Annotated in this window: 13 protein-coding genes; 9 read left to right on the top strand and 4 right to left on the bottom strand. The window is 61.8% G+C overall.

Annotated features, from left to right (window positions below; genetic code table 11):
* Positions 1 to 67: 67 nt before the first annotated feature.
* The 3 genes from dnaN to AC56LV_RS15495 all read left to right on the top strand — a co-directional run bounded on the left by dnaN (position 68) and on the right by AC56LV_RS15495 (position 4,707).
* Positions 68 to 1,174, top strand: a complete 1,107-nt coding sequence (gene dnaN / locus AC56LV_RS15505; RefSeq protein ID WP_183555233.1) for a DNA polymerase III subunit beta — start codon at positions 68 to 70, stop codon at positions 1,172 to 1,174.
* A 92-nt stretch (positions 1,175 to 1,266) separates the two neighbouring features.
* Positions 1,267 to 3,771, top strand: coding sequence for a DNA topoisomerase (ATP-hydrolyzing) subunit B (gene gyrB, locus AC56LV_RS15500; RefSeq protein WP_183555232.1), 2,505 nt, complete (start codon positions 1,267 to 1,269; stop codon positions 3,769 to 3,771).
* Between the two features lie 186 nt (positions 3,772 to 3,957).
* Positions 3,958 to 4,707 carry an HNH endonuclease gene (locus AC56LV_RS15495; protein WP_499558858.1) on the top strand — a complete coding sequence of 250 codons (750 nt, stop codon included), beginning with the start codon at positions 3,958 to 3,960 and terminating at the stop codon, positions 4,705 to 4,707.
* An 8-nt stretch (positions 4,708 to 4,715) separates the two neighbouring features.
* Here the strand turns inward: AC56LV_RS15495 and AC56LV_RS15490 are convergent, their stop codons facing one another.
* The 3 genes from AC56LV_RS15490 to AC56LV_RS15480 form a co-directional block, all read right to left on the bottom strand.
* Entirely contained in the window at positions 4,716 to 5,027 is a 312-nt protein-coding gene (locus tag AC56LV_RS15490; RefSeq protein ID WP_499558857.1) for a hypothetical protein, read from the bottom strand.
* Positions 5,028 to 5,036: 9 nt separating this feature from the next.
* Complete coding sequence (locus AC56LV_RS15485) at positions 5,037 to 5,657, bottom strand: hypothetical protein (RefSeq protein WP_499558855.1); 621 nt, start codon at positions 5,655 to 5,657, stop codon at positions 5,037 to 5,039.
* 178 nt (positions 5,658 to 5,835) lie between these two features.
* The gene (locus AC56LV_RS15480; protein ID WP_499558854.1) at positions 5,836 to 6,915 is read right to left on the bottom strand and encodes an NHL repeat-containing protein; all 1,080 of its coding nucleotides are present in this window, start codon (positions 6,913 to 6,915) and stop codon (positions 5,836 to 5,838) included.
* Positions 6,916 to 7,484: 569 nt separating this feature from the next.
* On the opposite strand from AC56LV_RS15480, the gene leuA reads away from it, so the two are divergent.
* Complete coding sequence (gene leuA, locus AC56LV_RS15475) at positions 7,485 to 9,167, top strand: 2-isopropylmalate synthase (protein ID WP_499558907.1); 1,683 nt, start codon at positions 7,485 to 7,487, stop codon at positions 9,165 to 9,167.
* A gap of 211 nt (positions 9,168 to 9,378) precedes the next feature.
* On the opposite strand, the gene AC56LV_RS15470 is transcribed toward leuA, so the two are convergent.
* Positions 9,379 to 11,016 carry an ATP-binding domain-containing protein gene (locus tag AC56LV_RS15470; RefSeq protein WP_499558853.1) on the bottom strand — a complete coding sequence of 546 codons (1,638 nt, stop codon included), beginning with the start codon at positions 11,014 to 11,016 and terminating at the stop codon, positions 9,379 to 9,381.
* 189 nt (positions 11,017 to 11,205) lie between these two features.
* On the opposite strand from AC56LV_RS15470, the gene AC56LV_RS15465 reads away from it, so the two are divergent.
* Genes AC56LV_RS15465 through AC56LV_RS15445 form a run of 5 tightly spaced genes read left to right on the top strand, consistent with a single transcriptional unit; the run spans position 11,206 to position 16,249 of the window.
* On the top strand, positions 11,206 to 13,944 hold the full coding sequence (locus AC56LV_RS15465) for a DUF6701 domain-containing protein (protein ID WP_499558851.1): 2,739 nt from the start codon (positions 11,206 to 11,208) through the stop codon (positions 13,942 to 13,944).
* A complete protein-coding gene (locus AC56LV_RS15460) occupies positions 13,941 to 14,414 on the top strand; it encodes a pilus assembly FimT family protein (protein WP_499558849.1) in 474 nt (157 codons plus the stop codon). Before AC56LV_RS15465 ends, AC56LV_RS15460 begins: the two co-directional genes overlap by 4 nt.
* Positions 14,404 to 14,847, top strand: a complete 444-nt coding sequence (locus tag AC56LV_RS15455; protein WP_499558847.1) for a type IV pilus modification PilV family protein — start codon at positions 14,404 to 14,406, stop codon at positions 14,845 to 14,847. The genes AC56LV_RS15460 and AC56LV_RS15455 overlap by 11 nt, the downstream gene beginning before the upstream one ends.
* Complete coding sequence (locus tag AC56LV_RS15450; RefSeq protein WP_499558845.1) at positions 14,844 to 15,725, top strand: prepilin-type N-terminal cleavage/methylation domain-containing protein; 882 nt, start codon at positions 14,844 to 14,846, stop codon at positions 15,723 to 15,725. Before AC56LV_RS15455 ends, AC56LV_RS15450 begins: the two co-directional genes overlap by 4 nt.
* The gene (locus AC56LV_RS15445; RefSeq protein WP_499558844.1) at positions 15,722 to 16,249 is read left to right on the top strand and encodes a hypothetical protein; all 528 of its coding nucleotides are present in this window, start codon (positions 15,722 to 15,724) and stop codon (positions 16,247 to 16,249) included. Before AC56LV_RS15450 ends, AC56LV_RS15445 begins: the two co-directional genes overlap by 4 nt.
* The last annotated feature ends 24 nt before the right edge of the window (positions 16,250 to 16,273 follow it).

Below are 16,273 nucleotides of genomic sequence, written 5' to 3'. Positions count from 1 at the left end.
TTTGCCGCAGGCAATGGCACAATATCGTTTTAGTAATAATTAACCAATCAAACGTACTGAGGATAAAATGCAACTGGTCAAATCCACCCGAGATACGCTTCTCCGGCCACTGCAGATTGTGAGTGGTATTGTCGAGCGTCGGCACACTATGCCGATTCTGGCCAATATCCTCATTCGCAAAGATGGCCAGAACGTGTCGTTCCTGTCGACCGACACCGAAGTACAGATCACCACGCACGCCAATATCGGCGCTGGCGATGAAGTCGCCGGCACGACGGTCGCGGCGCGTAAACTCCTCGACATCCTGCGCGCGCTGCCGGAATCGGGCGATGTCACGATGACCCTGCAAAACAAGCGCCTGGCCGTGCAGAGCGGCAAGTCGCGCTTCGCGCTGCAGACGCTCGCGGCCGAAGAGTTCCCGACCGTGTCGATCGCCGACACCTACAACGCATCGGTCACGCTGCCGCAAAAGACGCTCAAGCACCTGTTCAACATGGTGTACTTCTCGATGGCGCAGCAGGACATCCGCTATTACCTGAACGGCCTGCTGCTGGTGCTCGACGGCAGCAATATTATTGCAGTAGCTACAGACGGTCACCGCCTCGCTTTTTGTTCGGTGGAAACCGAACAGCAGTTCGAGCGCCAGGAAGTGATCATCCCGCGCAAGACCATCATCGAACTGCAGCGCCTGCTGGAAGAAAGCGATGAAACGGTCCGCCTGGACATCGCCGCGTCGCAAGTCAAACTGACCTTCGCCGACATCGAGCTGGTCTCGAAACTGGTTGAGGGCAAGTTCCCTGACTACACGCGCGTGATTCCAAAAGGTTACAAGAACGACTTCACGATCAGCCGCGATGAACTGCTGCGCTCGCTGCAGCGAGCCGCGATCATGACCAGTGACAAGTTCAAAGGCGTGCGCTGCATCATCGAGCCGGGCGTCATGAAGATCAGCTCGACCAATGCCGACCAGGAAGAAGCCGTCGAAGAACTCGAGATCGACTACGGTGGCGATTCGATCGACATCGGCTTCAACGTGACTTACCTGCTCGACGTGCTCAACAACCTGAAATGCGACCAGGTCAACATCGCCTTGGGCGACTCGAACTCGTCGGCGCTGATCTCGATTCCCGAGGTCGGCGACTTCAAGTATGTCGTCATGCCGATGCGTATTTGATGCCTCGAACGGGCCGCTCCGGCGGCCCGGATGCAGCGTACCGCACGCTTCGCGTGCCGGTCTGAAATACTCAGTTTTAAAGAAAGTAGTCCATGTCCGAGAATACCCCAGCAGAAAATATCCCCGCCATCCCGGTGGATGATTATGGCGCCTCCTCGATCCAGATCCTGGAAGGCCTGGAAGCGGTGCGCAAGCGCCCGGGCATGTACATTGGCGACACGTCCGACGGCACTGGCCTGCACCACCTGGTCTTCGAAGTGCTGGACAACTCGATCGACGAATCGCTGGCCGGCCATTGCACCGAAATCCACGTCACGATCCACTCGGACAACTCGATTTCGATCACCGACAACGGCCGCGGCATCCCGGTCGGCCTGAAAATGGACGACAAGCACGAGCCGAAGCGCTCGGCAGCCGAGATCGTCCTGACCGAGTTGCACGCCGGCGGCAAGTTCGACCAGAACTCGTACAAAGTTTCCGGCGGCCTGCACGGCGTGGGTGTGTCGTGCGTGAATGCACTGTCAAAACTGCTGCGCGTGACGATCCGCCGCGACGGCAAAGTGCACCAGATGGAATTCGTGCGCGGCGTGCCGCAAAACCGCGAACTGGCGATGGTCAACGGCATCGAAGTCTCGCCCATCAAGGTCATCGGCGAAACCGACAAGCGCGGCACCGACGTGCACTTCTGGGCCGACGAGACCATCTTTAACCACGTCGAGTTCCACTACGAAATCCTGTCCAAACGCATCCGCGAACTGTCGTTCCTGAACAATGGCGTGAGCATCAAGCTGACCGACCAGCGCTCGGGCAAGGAAGAAATCTATGCATTCGAAGGCGGCACGCGCGGCTTCGTCGAATACATCAACAAGACCAAGAACGTGCTGCACCCGACCGTCTTCCAGGCCACCGGCGAACGCATGTCGGACCAGAACACGAACATCTCGGTCGACGTGTCGATGCAGTGGAACGACGCCTTCAACGAGCAGGTGCTGTGCTTCACGAACAACATCCCGCAGCGTGACGGCGGCAGCCACCTGACGGGCCTGCGCGCAGCCATGACGCGGGTGATCAACAAGTACATCGACGAGCACGAGTTCGCCAAGAAGGCCAAGGTCGAAATCTCTGGCGACGACATGCGCGAAGGCCTGACCTGCGTGCTGTCAGTGAAAGTGCCGGAACCGAAGTTCTCGTCGCAGACCAAGGATAAACTGGTGTCGTCCGAAGTGCGCGGCCCGGTCGAAGAGATCGTCGCCAAGACCCTGACTGACTTCCTGGCCGAAAAGCCGAACGACGCCAAGATCATCTGCGGCAAGATCGTCGAAGCCGCCCGCGCCCGCGAAGCCGCGCGCAAGGCACGCGACCTGACGCGCCGCAAAGGCGTCATGGACGGCCTGGGCCTGTCGTCGAAACTGGCCGACTGCCAGGAACGCGACCCCGCGCTGGCCGAACTGTACATCGTCGAGGGTGACTCGGCAGGCGGCTCAGCCAAGCAGGGCCGCGACCGCAAGTTCCAGGCCATCCTGCCGCTGCGCGGCAAGGTGCTGAACGTGGAAAAGGCGCGCTTTGAAAAGATGCTGTCGTCGGAGCAGATCACGACCCTGATCGCCACGCTCGGCACGTCGATCGGTCCGGACGAATTCAACGTCGAGAAATTGCGCTACCACCGCATCATCATCATGACCGATGCGGACGTCGACGGCGCCCACATCCGTACCCTGCTGCTGACGCTGTTCTACCGCCAGATGCCGCAACTGGTCGAACGCGGCCACATCTACATCGCGCAACCGCCGCTGTACAAGGTCAAGGCCGGCCGCGACGAACGCTATCTGAAGGACGACATCGAAGAAGCCAGCTACATGATGACGTTCGCGCTCAACACCGCGTCGCTCATCCCGCGCGATGGCGCCGAGCCGATCAGTGGCGAAGCGCTGGGCGAACTGGCACGCCAGTACAACCTGGCCAACACCATCATGATGCGCCTGACGCGCGTGATCGACCGGGCAGCACTGACCGCGATCTTCAGCGGCGGCGTGGCACTGGACCTGACCACGCTCGAGAACGCCGAAGCATCGGCGCAGGCGATGGAAAAATCGATCAACGACCCGGCCGTCAAGGTCAAGGTGCGCTCGGACGATCTGTCCGAGAAGCACGCGCTGCGCATCGAACGCATCTACCACGGCAACGTGCAGGTGACATCGATCGACGCCGACTTCGTGGCGGGCGCGGATTACGCGGTGCTGGCCAACTCGGCAGCAACATTCCAGGGCCTGATGGGCGAAGGCGCGATCGTGCGCCGCGGCGAAGGCGAGCGCATGAAAGAATTCGCGGTGCGCGACTTCCACGCAGCGATGCTGTGGCTGCGTGAAGAAGCCGAGCGCGGCGTGTCGAAGCAGCGTTACAAAGGTCTGGGCGAGATGAACCCGTCGCAGCTGTGGGAAACCACGATGGATCCGACCGTGCGTCGTCTGCTGAAGGTGCAGATCGATGATGCGATCGCGGCGGATCAGATCTTTACGACGTTGATGGGGGATGACGTAGAGCCGCGCAGGAACTTTATTGAAGCAAATGCGCTGCGGGCGGGGAATATCGACGTTTAAAAGCGTGACACGCCACGCATCGGCAACATTGCTGTCAATGCTGCGGTAAGTGATCGTTCAGAAAGGCCAGCCATCGGTTGGCCTTTTTCTATTGGCGCTGTGAATCTCTTCACCACTGGCCATGAATGTTGTTGCTGAGATATTGAACAATCGATAGACTGGGTGGAACGCCACGTTCATCAAGTCATGTCCGAATTCTTCCACGAGCCGCAAGTTGTCAACAGCAGTCCGTGGTCGGATGATGAGCTCACGCGCGCTATCGATGCTTATCTCGACATGCTGCGGGCTGAATTGAACGGCGAGTCGTACAGCAAAGCCCAAGTAAATCGGGACTTGCGTGCAGGCCCACTTGCAAGCCGCACCAAAGGCTCGATCGAGTTCCGGATGCAGAATATTTCAGCAGCCCTCTACGAATTGAAGATGCCGTGGATCTTGGGCTATCTACCGGCGAAAAACATCGGCACGGTCATCAAAGAGAAAATGATTGCGATGCTGCATACAAGCGGTATCGCATTTCTCGAACCTTTCGTCGCTACATCCGATCCGGTAGCATTGGCCAGGAATGTCACCGCATTAAGGAAGCGCGCGCTCATGGCTCGCCCACCCGGCAGCAACAGACCGGCCATGGTATCGACAATTGCAACATCGTACGTGCGTGACCCGGCAGTCAAGGCATGGACTCTGCAAGTGGCAAATGGCCACTGCGAAGGATGCGATGCTCCCGCACCTTTCTTGGGAAGTGATGGCTTACCCTACCTCGAGGTGCATCACGTCATGCCCTTATCGAGCCACGGCTCCGACACAACGACGAATGCGGCCGCCCTCTGTCCGAATTGCCATCGCCGATGCCACTCGTCGATCGATCGCGATGAATTCAAGCTCGCCTTGTATCAGAAAATTTCCCGGCTGATCGTCGAGGTGCCCGAGCTGGATTGACGTACCAGCTAACGCTGATTGGCTCGCGGCTCGATCTGTTCGTCGTACACGCTCAGCAGTTTTTTCACGTTGACATCGCTGCCATATTTCTTCTTGAGCAAGCGCAGTCGCCGATCGGTACCGCGACAGTGTTTCGCGATCTGACCAGTGACCTCCCGCATACGCTCGGCCTCTTCAGGCTCGGGTAGCTCGCCACGAAAATGATCGCACGCGTCGCGTTGCGCAATAAATTTTCTAACATCGTTTGGCAGCTTTTCGGCTGCGAAAATGGACAAGCAGGAGAACAGAAGAAGAATAGGAACGATAACAAGCGTCTTCATAAAATCTCCTTACGTACCATTGTCAGACCAGTGTGGTTCGTCCCGCCCACGCCGGTTGTATTTGATGACGCCATAACTTTCGCCGACTCTATGGAGCTGAAGGTTCATGCCACTCCATGGCGGCGTTTTTATTTCTACGGTGTTGCCATGACTATCTACAATCAACAAATTCCCCTGCCAGCTTACCGACATGTCAATTGCGCTTCCAATGATGTGGCGAGAAGTGAGGGACGGCGCTACGCCGAGTCGTTCCATTCCAAAGGCTTTCACCGTCTCGGAGGCACCAGCCATTGATGCAACTCGTGAATAGTTTCCGGAACGGTCCGAGTGGGACCAGTTGATGCAAACTCCATTCATTGAAGGGATGCTCTGCGGATCCACGTGAGCCCTGACAATGCGCCAGCTCCAATGCATCAGATAAGCACGACGTGGGTCGCGTAAGGTGCCGTTGATGACGACGATAGCACCAGCGGCACGTATCGCTCCAATAAATGCTTCGACTCTGCCACGGAACGGATTTGCCAGGTCTGCAGTAGAGCGACTCCCGGGAAAGCGCTTGACCCATTGAGCACCGCTAGTTTCGGCAGAGACTGAGGCGACGTTTTTTATTCCATGTTTAACGATGTTCATCTCCAGCTTTCAAGGTTGAAACTGGACGATTACAAATTACATCAAACCTGCATGCATTGTGTCTGCACAAATGTATCGGCAGTGAAGAACAGGAATGCTTAGAGTCACTGACACGCGGTAGACCGATCCCGCAAAAAGATTGCACGATTCTCCGGCGTGGCGCGAACCTTCGCGCCGCTTAACGCAACCGAATCCTGACCACCGCATTCCCCGATGTCACATACAGCAGCCCCTTGCCGTCCGTAACAATGCCGCGAACATCGCCCAAGCTCCCCGGCAAATCACCAACCCGCAATGTCGCCCCCCGCGTCGTGCCCGCCACCGTCGTCACCACACCCGCAGACGTCATCTTGCGCACCAGGTTATTTACCGCATCGGCCGCATACAGATTGCCCTGCGGATCAACCGTCAGCGCCACAACCTGCTCGAAACGCACCGCGTTGCCGGTGCCGTTGACCGCGCCGCGAACGTTAGGCGCACCAGCAATCGTAAACAGATTGTCCGACCCAAAATTAGCCGTTGGATTCCAGCGACTGATCTCGCGCTCGAGGTCGAACAAGTACACGACATTGCTGCTGTCGACTGCCACGCCGCGCGGCGCCAGCGTGCGCGTGCCGAACAGATCGCCCACCGTGTTCTGCCCTTCCAGAATCCCCGTCCCACCTACACCGATGGCGAAGCGGCGCGTGCCGTAGTTATTGGTGATGTAGAGATTGTTGTTGGCGTCAACGGCAATCGCCCCTGGCGTGACGTCAGGCCGGCTCGCTGTCGCGATGTTGCTGCCAATCGGGATCGTGGTCACCGTCGCGACCTGGCCACCGGTTGTGATGCTGCGGATATTCACATCGTCCGCCACATACACCGTGCCGCCGCTCCCCACTGTCAACGCGACCGGATTGACGAAGCGCGCATTAGCGGCAGCGCCGTTGGTCAGCCGGCTCTGCCCCGCGCCGCCAGCCAGCGTGGTTACCACACCGTCGGGCGTGATTTTGCGGATGACGTAGTTGCCGCGGTCCGCCACGTAGACGTTGCCGCTGCTGTCGATCGCCAACCCGTGCGGATTGTTGAAGCGCGCTGCCGTGCCGGTGCCGTCCATCGTGCCGTCAGCAGTGGGGTCGCCCGCGAACACCGACAGCGCCGCCGTTGATGCTGGCGGCGGCTTGTCATCGTCCTTGTCCTTCGGGATGCCGTCTCCGCAACCGGCCAGCAGCGCCATCAAACCAAAGGCGCCAAGCAGATTCAGGCGCGAACGGGACACATCGTTAACAGGGCGGCGCATTGGCAAAACCTCCAGAAAGTATCGCCGTCGATGCTATCACGCGCCATCCTGGGAGCAGGTGCTCTCTTCCATGGCAGCCGCATAAACGACGACCTGAAAGCTGTATGCGCCACTCAGACTGCGGCAGAGAACTCGCCCGAATTCCCGTACTTTCTTTTCCACACGCCCCTATTGTCCGCTTGACATACGGCGCCGAGTTCCTTAAAGTCGAAATTATGTCTTTCACCCTGCATCTGTCGAACACTCTCCCAGCCGCTGGCGCGCTATCGCTAGCTGCACTGCTACTACGCGCCTGATCGTTCGGCCGTACGCCCGGCACACGCCGGTCCCCACAGCAGCAGGAAAGTCGCAGATGTCTACCACGCCAATTTTCGCTTCATCGTTTTTCCTCACCGGGTCCATCCTGGCGGCGAGCGCTTGCGTCCCATCCGCAGCGCTAAACCTACCGACCGGTTGCCGGGCCTCGCGTTTCGTGGCCCGCCCGGCAGCCTCCGCCACCCGCAGGCGCATCCGCGCCGCCCAGTGACCAAACCAATCAGGAGCACCCGATCATGTTGACCAATCCCGCCGCCAAGTACCGTCCCTTCCCTGCCATCGACCTGGCAGACCGCCAGTGGCCGAGCCGCACCATCACCACGCCGCCGATCTGGATGAGCACCGACCTGCGCGACGGTAACCAGGCATTGATCGAGCCGATGAGTCCGGAGAAGAAGCTGCGCTTCTTCAAGATGCTGGTCAAGATCGGCATCAAGGAGATCGAGGTGGGCTTCCCGTCCGCCTCGCAGACCGACTTCGATTTCGTGCGCATGCTGGTCGACGACAAGCACATCCCGGACGACGTCACCATCATCGTGCTGACCCAGTCGCGCGATGAGCTGATTCGCCGCACCGTCGAATCGGCCGTTGGCGCCAAGCGCGCGATCGTCCACGTCTACAACTCGGTCGCGCCGGTGTTCCGCCGCGTGGTGTTCAATATGGAGCGTGACGAGATCGTGCAGATCGCCGTCAAGGGCACGCAGCTGATCAAGGACCTGACGTCCCAGCATCCGCAGACCCAGTGGGGTCTCGAGTATTCACCGGAGTCGTTCTCGACGACCGAGCTGGATTTCTCGAAGCAGATCACCGATGCAGTCAGCGCCGTCTGGCAGCCGACGCCGGCCAACAAGATGATCGTCAACCTGCCGTCGACCGTCGAAGCGGCCACGCCCAACGTCTATGCCGACCAGATCGAGTGGATGTGCCGCAACCTGAACAACCGTGAATCGCTCGTCATCAGCGTCCACCCGCACAATGACCGTGGCACCGCGGTTGCTGCTGCTGAACTGGCGGTGATGGCCGGCGCGGACCGCGTCGAGGGCTGCCTGTTTGGTAACGGCGAGCGCACCGGTAACGTCGATCTGGTCACGCTGGCGATGAATTTGTACACGCAGGGCGTGCACCCGGGCCTGGACTTCTCGGACATCGACGCCGTGCGCCAGCTGGTCGAGGACTGCAACCAGCTGCCCGTGCACCCGCGCCATCCATATGCAGGCGACCTGGTGTTCACGGCGTTCTCGGGTTCGCACCAGGATGCGATCAAGAAGGGTTTTGCGAAGCAGCAGGCCGACGCCATCTGGGAAGTGCCGTACCTGCCGATCGATCCGGCCGATCTGGGGCGCAGCTACGATGCGGTCATCCGTGTCAACAGCCAGTCGGGCAAGGGCGGCATGGCGTATCTGCTCGAACAGGAATACGGCCTGCAACTGCCGCGCCGCCTGCAGATCGAGTTCTCGCGCGTCGTGCAGCGCCAGGCCGACGAAAGCGGCCGCGAAATCAACCCGGCCGACTTGCACGCACTGTTCGCGCGCGAGTACCTGGATCAGCAGGAGCCGTATCACTACATCGCGCACCGGATGACCGAAGACAGCGCGCATGACGTGCAGCTCGAAGTCGATGTGGCGCGCCACCATGCACCTCAGGTATTCTCGGGCCGCGGCAACGGGCCGATCGACGCGTTCGTCACGGCGCTGGGCCTCGAGATTCGCCTGATGGATTACCACGAGCATGCGATCGGCTCGGGCGCCGATGCCCGTGCAGCGTGCTATGTCGAGCTGCGGGTGGGCAATGGCCCAACGTTGTTCGGTGTGGGCATCGACAGCAATATCGTGACGGCTTCGTTCAAGTCAGTGCTGTCGGCGGTGAATCGCCATGTGGTGAGTGCCGAGCCCACGTCAGACGCATTGGCAGCGTAACGCGTGGACGGCGAAGCCGTCCACCCTACCCGTTCACGTGAAATGCATTGCCGCCCCCGCATCCGCTCCACGTGGCCGGTTTTTACCGCCCGTATCCGATCCGCAACGATGCGCGCCCGGTCGTCTTGACCGTAGGGTGGACGGGTACCCCGTCCACGCGGTGATGGTTGGCGCCGAGATCACCCGGCCCGCCAATCATCGCCGCGATGATTCACCGCCCGCTCATCCGATCCACAATCTGCAACGACGCGCGCTCACTCATCACCAGCACGAGCTTGAGCCGCGCGCGTGTCATCCCCACGAACAGCTTGCGCAGCGTCTGCTCGTCGAGCTCCTCGAAATCGATCTCGGTAAAAATCAGCGCCGGCGCCGACTGCCCCTTGAAGCGGTACACCGATTCGACCAGCAGCCCGCCTTCGCGAAACACCGGCGTGCCGAACAAGTCATACGCCCCCGTGAACGAGCGCAGCGAGTGCGCGTCGCTCAGGCGATCGAGCTGCAGAATCGCCGACTTTTCGCGGCCGCGAAACGCGCAGATCGCGATGTCCTGGCGCCCGAAGCCGGCCGCCAGGCACGACGTCACGGCGCGCCGCGTCTGCGCCAGCATCGCTTCGACGTCACCTTCGGGATAGGTCAGCTCTTCGATGTCGGCACCCTTGAACGGGCTGCCCGCCTCCACCGGCTGGTGCGATGCGCCGATGGATGTGAGCATGTCGACGATCTGGCGCGGGCTGCGGTAGTTGGTGTTCGAGTGCAGCGTCACCCAGCCCGGCAGCGGCACCATGCCGCGGCCGTACAGGTTCTGGTCCGGGTCTTCCATCCAGATCGCGCGCCCGCCCTCTTTCAGCATGCGCAGCACGATGTCGCGCCACGCTACTGAAAAATCCTGGCCCTCGTCGACGATGACGACGTCGAATTGCCAGGTTTCGGGCAAGGTGGCGTCGGCCATCGACGCTTCGATCTTATCCCATACATCCGGCGCTGCGTAGTCGGGCATGATGTCCTGCGCGCGCAGCCAGGCGTCCGACAGCATGTGGAAGGTCGCCACCCGTCCGCCCGCCGGCACCAGCCGTTCGATGTGGTCGGCCAGCGGCCGGTTGAAGCAGACGTACAGCGGGCGCAGGCCGGCGTCGATGGCGGCGCTGTATTCGGCCAGCGCCAGCTGGGTCTTGCCGCTGCCGGCGGTGCCGATCACGTGCAGCCGGAATGGCGAGAAATCGAGCCGCCGCGCCCAGGTGGCCAGGCCGCCCGAGAGTTTGGTGACCATCGCCTCGGCATTGCCGATCATGGCGCTCGGATCGGGCCGCAAGTTCAGCGTGTCGCCCAGAAAGCGCGTGACCTTGTCGAAGTCGTCGGTGCGCTCGGTGATGGGCAGCGCCTCGCGGATCACGCGCGCGAGCTTGGGCTTGTTCGATGCGTCGATGATGTGGTCGGCATCGATGCCGGCCAGCGGCTGGTCGCGCACGATGTAATCGGGGCAGTACAGCAGGTAGTCGATCGACAGCGTGCCCTGGAAACGCTTGGCCAGGCCTTCGATCGTGGCCAGGATCTGCGTGCGGACCTTGCGTGGCTTGCCCTGGTAGCTTTTGACCAGGCCGTCCGGCGTCTCGTTCAGAAAGCCGGCGACCTGCTCGATGACCAGGATGCGGCCATTCGGCGCGAGCACGATGAAGTCGACGTCACCATATACCGAGTAACCCTGCTCGACGTTCGTCCAGTGCACGCCGTGGTAGATCACGTAGGGCGTGTCGGCCAGGCGCTGCTCCAGGTAGGCGAGCGTCTCGATTTCGCGGGCGGCGGCGCCCGTGACGGACAGTTCGCGCCAGCCGCTTGGTTGGATATGGGCCATGGTGTCCGCTAACGTTAATAAGGTGGAAACTATTGTAAGACTGTTTGCACGATAGCCACACACCGTTGTCCATAGCACGCACCCGGTGCGCGGAAAGCTGTCGAATGGTTGCCTGAGTGAAAAATCTATTGTGGCCGTACGGCAATCCAGTGCACACTTTCGCTCATCCCGTTTCGTCCAGGTTTCCTTGTGTATTTCACTTCCCCGTTCTCGCTGGTCCTGCGCACGGCGCTGGTCCTGATCGGCCTGCTGCTCGCGACCGGCACCGCCCAGGCCGGCGCGACGTACCGCTTCGGCGGCGCGGCGGTACCGGGCTGCTCGCTGTCGGGCAAGGTGTACACCTGCCCCAGCAGTGCGGGTATCGCAGCGGACGACAAGATCATCATCGACTCGGGCTATACCGTCAGCGTGCGGTCCGATTTCACGTTCGGCTACAACCAGGGCCTGACGATGTCGGGCACCGCACGCCTGACCAGTACGGGCAATCTGAGCATTGCCGATCTTCCGCCCTTCAACCTGAATGTTTCCGGTGGTTCGTTCAGCTCAGCCAAAACCTTCACCGCTGGCAACCAGGTGCAGACCTTCAAGGCCGACATCAACGCCGCGTCGCTGGTGCTGGGCAGTGGGTCAACCTTGCAGATCACCGGCACGCTGGTGTCCACCGGTCCGGTCACCATCGGATCGAACACGACGATCACTGGCCCTGTCACCGGCACCACGGTCTCGATCGGCACGCCGGTCAGGATCACCGGCGACGTCAAGGCGTCCACGAGCCTGTTCCTGGGTTCAGGCAGCACGATCGACGGCAACGTCGACACCGGTCAGATGACGCTGCAAGCCTCGGAGGCGCTCATCACGGGCAATGCAGCGGTCGACTTTGCAAAGCTGGACTGGCACGGCCGCGTGGCCAAGAAAATCATCTGCAAGACAGGTACGCGCCCTGGCGAGTGCGACTGTGTGGAGAACCAGAGCGGCTATCCGGTCAATACCCCCGAAGGCCCGACCTGTGAGTCGGCCAAGCCGGCGACGGCCCCCTTGCACCATTTTCAGATCACCCATGACGGCAGCGGCCGCACCTGCGCGCCGGAAAGCGTGACTGTGACGGCCTGCGCCAACGAGTCTTGCAGCGCCTTGTACAAGGGCGGTGCACAAATCACGTTGTCGCCGGGTGCAGTGGCGGCCACCATCGACAGCTCCGGCACCACGCTGGCGCAGGTGTCGCGCAACACGGCCGGCGCGGACACCCTGCAACTGACGCAAAGTGGCGCCAAACCAGCCACCACCTGCTACAACAGCACGAGCAAGAGCACCAGCTGCACGATGACGTTTGCCAGCGGCGTGAGCTTCCGGATCGATGCAAACCACCACAAGGCCGGTGACAGCGCGGGCGCCATCGTCACGGCGCTCGCGCCCGACCCTGCCACCGGCCAGTGCGTGGCGGCCTTCAAGAACACCAGCAAGGATATCGCGTACGCCTGCCAGCATGTCACGACCAGTGCCGACACCAAGGGTTTGCTGCTGACCGATAACACGACCAAACGCGCCGCCACGCTGGCCTGCGCCACCGGCGCGGCACAAGCCGTCAACAGCCGGTTCGATGCCGATGGCAAGGCGCAACTGACGCTGGCCTACCAGGATGTGGGCACACTCAAGCTGCTGGCGTCGTTGGACGACGCCCAGGGCGACACCACCGTGACCGTCGCGCCCTACACCTTCGACTTTTCAAAGTTGCCTTCCTCCCCCGTTCGCGCGGGCGACAATTTTCAGGTCACCGTCACGGCAGTCAACAAGGCCGGCGCCGCCACGCCAAGCTTCCACCGCAGTGCCCTGGCGGCTGGCGCCACGCTCACCGACATTGGGCTGTCCTGCGTGGGCAAGGGCAGCGCCGGTCTGTTCACTGGCACCAGGACGGAATTCAATAGCGGCGTCGCTGTGGCGACCCTGGCGTGGGGCGACGTCGGCATGCTGGACCTGAAGGCGACGTTGAGCGATTTTTTGGGCAGCAAGGTAGACGTGCTGGGTACCAGTGGCGAGACAACGACATGCACGCCAACCGTCGGCCCCTTCATCCCCAAATATTTCAAGGTCGATTATCCGGCTGCGAGCAAGACACGCGCGTTCTACTATGCCGGCGAGCCCATCCCTGTCGAGGTGGCGGCGATGAATGCGCAAGGCGCCATTACCACGAACTATTCAGGCGACCTGGGCCTGAGCGAAACGGTGACGCTTACTGCGCTCAACCCGGCCGACTATGCTGCAATCAAGGACACCAGTGCCGAACTGAAGGACTTCACCGTGCCGGCGAGCGCCTTCAAGGCCGGACTCGCACAGGCCAAGCCGGCTTACGGGCCGACAACCGCGGCGCCGATCGCTGCCAGCATTTTGCTCAGGGCCAGCAACAGCGGGGACGTGGTGACATCGGGCGATGGCAAAGGCACTTATGAAAAAGCCCGGCCTGCGGTCCATAGTGGCCGCCTGCGTATCGCCAATGCATTCGGTCGCATCAACACGCTACTTCCGATGCGCATTGAAGCCTATTACTGGACCGGCAAAAGCTGGCTGTTCAATCAGAAGGATGACTTCACCGTGATTCCGGCCGGCGCGTTCGTGCAGGCGGCCCGGCCCAAAGTGACGGGCGGCGTGGCGCCGACAATTGCCGCCGTCAAGAGTGCCGTGGTGCTGGCCAGCGGCCGCGGGCAAGTCGACCTGACGGGTGACCGGCCCGGCTGGATCGACCTGGCGATCAATCTGGGCAATGATACGCAGCCCCTGCCGTGCAACAAGATCGCGTATCCCACGAACACCGGCGCCCGGCTGGCCTGGCTGCGCCTGCCCACGGGCTGCGCCGATCCATCGGCGCGCGCGACCTTTGGCGAGCAGTCGGCCGAAGAGCGTCGCATCATCCATGTGCGCCAGGTGTTCAATTGAGCCGCCAGCAGGGTTTCACGATGGTTGAACTGATCACGGTGATGGTGCTGATCGGCGTGCTGGCAGCCTTCGCCGTCCCGCGCCTGATGGGAGACAGCGCGACCGGCGCGGCCCTGTTTGGCGACCAGGTGGCCAGTGGACTGCGCATGGCCCAGAAAAGCGCGGTCGCGCGGCGCCGCACGGTATGTGTGACCACGACGGCAACCACGCTGACGCTGCGTGTGCGTACTGCCGTCGGCAACGGACTCTGTGGCAACGTGCAGCTGCAGGGCATCACCGATGATCTGTACGACAGCAAGGAAGCAGGCATTGTGATGAGCGGCGCGCCCCCGCTGCTGCTGTTCCGACCCGACGGCACCATCGATGACGGCAACGGCGTACGCCTGGGCAGGGTCGACATCGCCATCAAGGGTGCAAACGCCATCCGGCGCACCATCACGCTCGACGGAGGCACTGGCTATGTCCATTAAACGCATGGCAGGCACCACGCTGATCGAACTGATCGTCGCGATCGTCATCGTGGGTACCGCCCTGGCGGGACTCGTGGCTGCCTACAACCGCGCCAATATCGCCTCGACCGATCCCTTGATTACCCAGCAGATGCTGGCGATCGCCGAATCGATGATGGAAGAGGTCATGCAAAAGCCGTTCGTCGCGCAACCAAATCAGGCGGGCCGCCTGTTTTTCAATGACCTCATGGACTACAACGGCTACGGGCCTGTCGCCGTCAGCAATGTCAACGGCGCCCCTGTCCCGGACCTGGGACGCTATACCGTGCAGGTGCAGGTCAACCAGCAGGGCATCACCGGCGTGGCCGCTACCGACGCCATGCGCGTCCAGGTCATCGTGCGCGCGCCCGGCGCCCAGGATCTGCGTCTGGTCGGCTGGAGGACGCGTCCATGAGCCATTCCATGCGCCATCCCATGCGCCAGGGCGTGCAGCGCGATGGCGGCTTCACGCTGGTCGAGCTGATCCTGGTCATCGTCCTGATCGGCATCATCGGCGGCGTGCTCACGATGCAGCTGGCCCCGGCGATTCAGAGTTACCTCTTGATCAGCCAGCGCGCAGGCCTGACGAGTCAGGCTGACACCGCGCTGCGCAGGATCACCACCGAGGTGCGCGCCGCCGTGCCCAATTCGCTGCGCCTGAATAATCCGCAATGCCTGGACCTCGTGCCGACCCGCGATGGCGGCCGTTATCGAATGGGCCCTGACACGGTCAATCCCGGCGACGCCCATATCAACGATGCCGAAACCGGTACCGCGTTCGATGTGCTCACGCCGCTCAATGCGATGCCGACGCCAGGCGATGCGATCGTGATCGGCAACCGCAGTCCGGACGATGTGTATAGCGGATCAAATGTCGGCACGGTCAGCGCGCTGGCCGGGCCATCGCCGAATGCACAGGCCGGCATCAGCCGCATCATGCTGAACGCACCGATCCAGATTCCCCAGGGGTACGATGGCGGCCGCTTCCTGGTCGTGCCAGGAGGCGAGCGCGTCGTTACTTACGTCTGTACGCAGGGCGTCGATCAAGCGACCGGCAACGGCACAGGCTTCCTGACACGGTTTTCCCGCGCCACGCCTGGCGCAACGACGTGCAATGCGCCGGCCGGCACATCGGCCATCGTGGCCACCCGGGTGTCGGCCTGCAGCTTCGTCGTCTACACCAACCAGGGAGCGACCCAGGACAGCGGCTTCGTACAGCTCCAGCTCACGCTGACCGAGCGCGGTGAATCGGTCCCGCTCACGATCGGCACCCACGTCGACAACCTGCCATGAGCCGCTTCCCCATCCTTCCCCGGCGCCAGTCGGGCTTCGCCTATATCGCTGCCGTGATCTTCCTGGTGGTGATTGCCGGCATTGCGGTCGTGCTGTTGCGCCTGACCGATACGCAGCAGAGCACCGTCAACCAGGCCTTGCTGGCTGCGCGCGCCAGCCTGGCGGCGCGCGGCGGCCTTGAATGGGTCTTCAACAACCCGGCGCAGCGCTGCTCCCAGGCCCCTCTGTCGACCAGCAATGCAGCGCCAGCGGGAACGGTCAACCATCTCACTGACTTCCGTGCCGAGTCCGGATTTCTGGTCAGTGTCAGCTGCTCGTTCCGCGCCTATAACGAGGGCGAGGCGATCGATGCCAGCGGTAACTCGTCTCCCGTTGTCAAACGCATCTACCGGATCGAGGCCGTGGCCTGCAATGGCACTGCCACCACCTGCCCGGACTCTGGCAGCGTGCCACGCGCCGATTATGTCGAGCGCGCGCAAGTGGCCACCATCTGCCTGCTGACCAACGGCACGCCTTGCGTGTGAGTGTTATCGTCGGCAGCCGCTGCC

Source organism: Telluria sp. RB2R28 (assembly GCF_059685835.1).
This window is presented reverse-complemented; position numbering and strand designations above follow the sequence as displayed.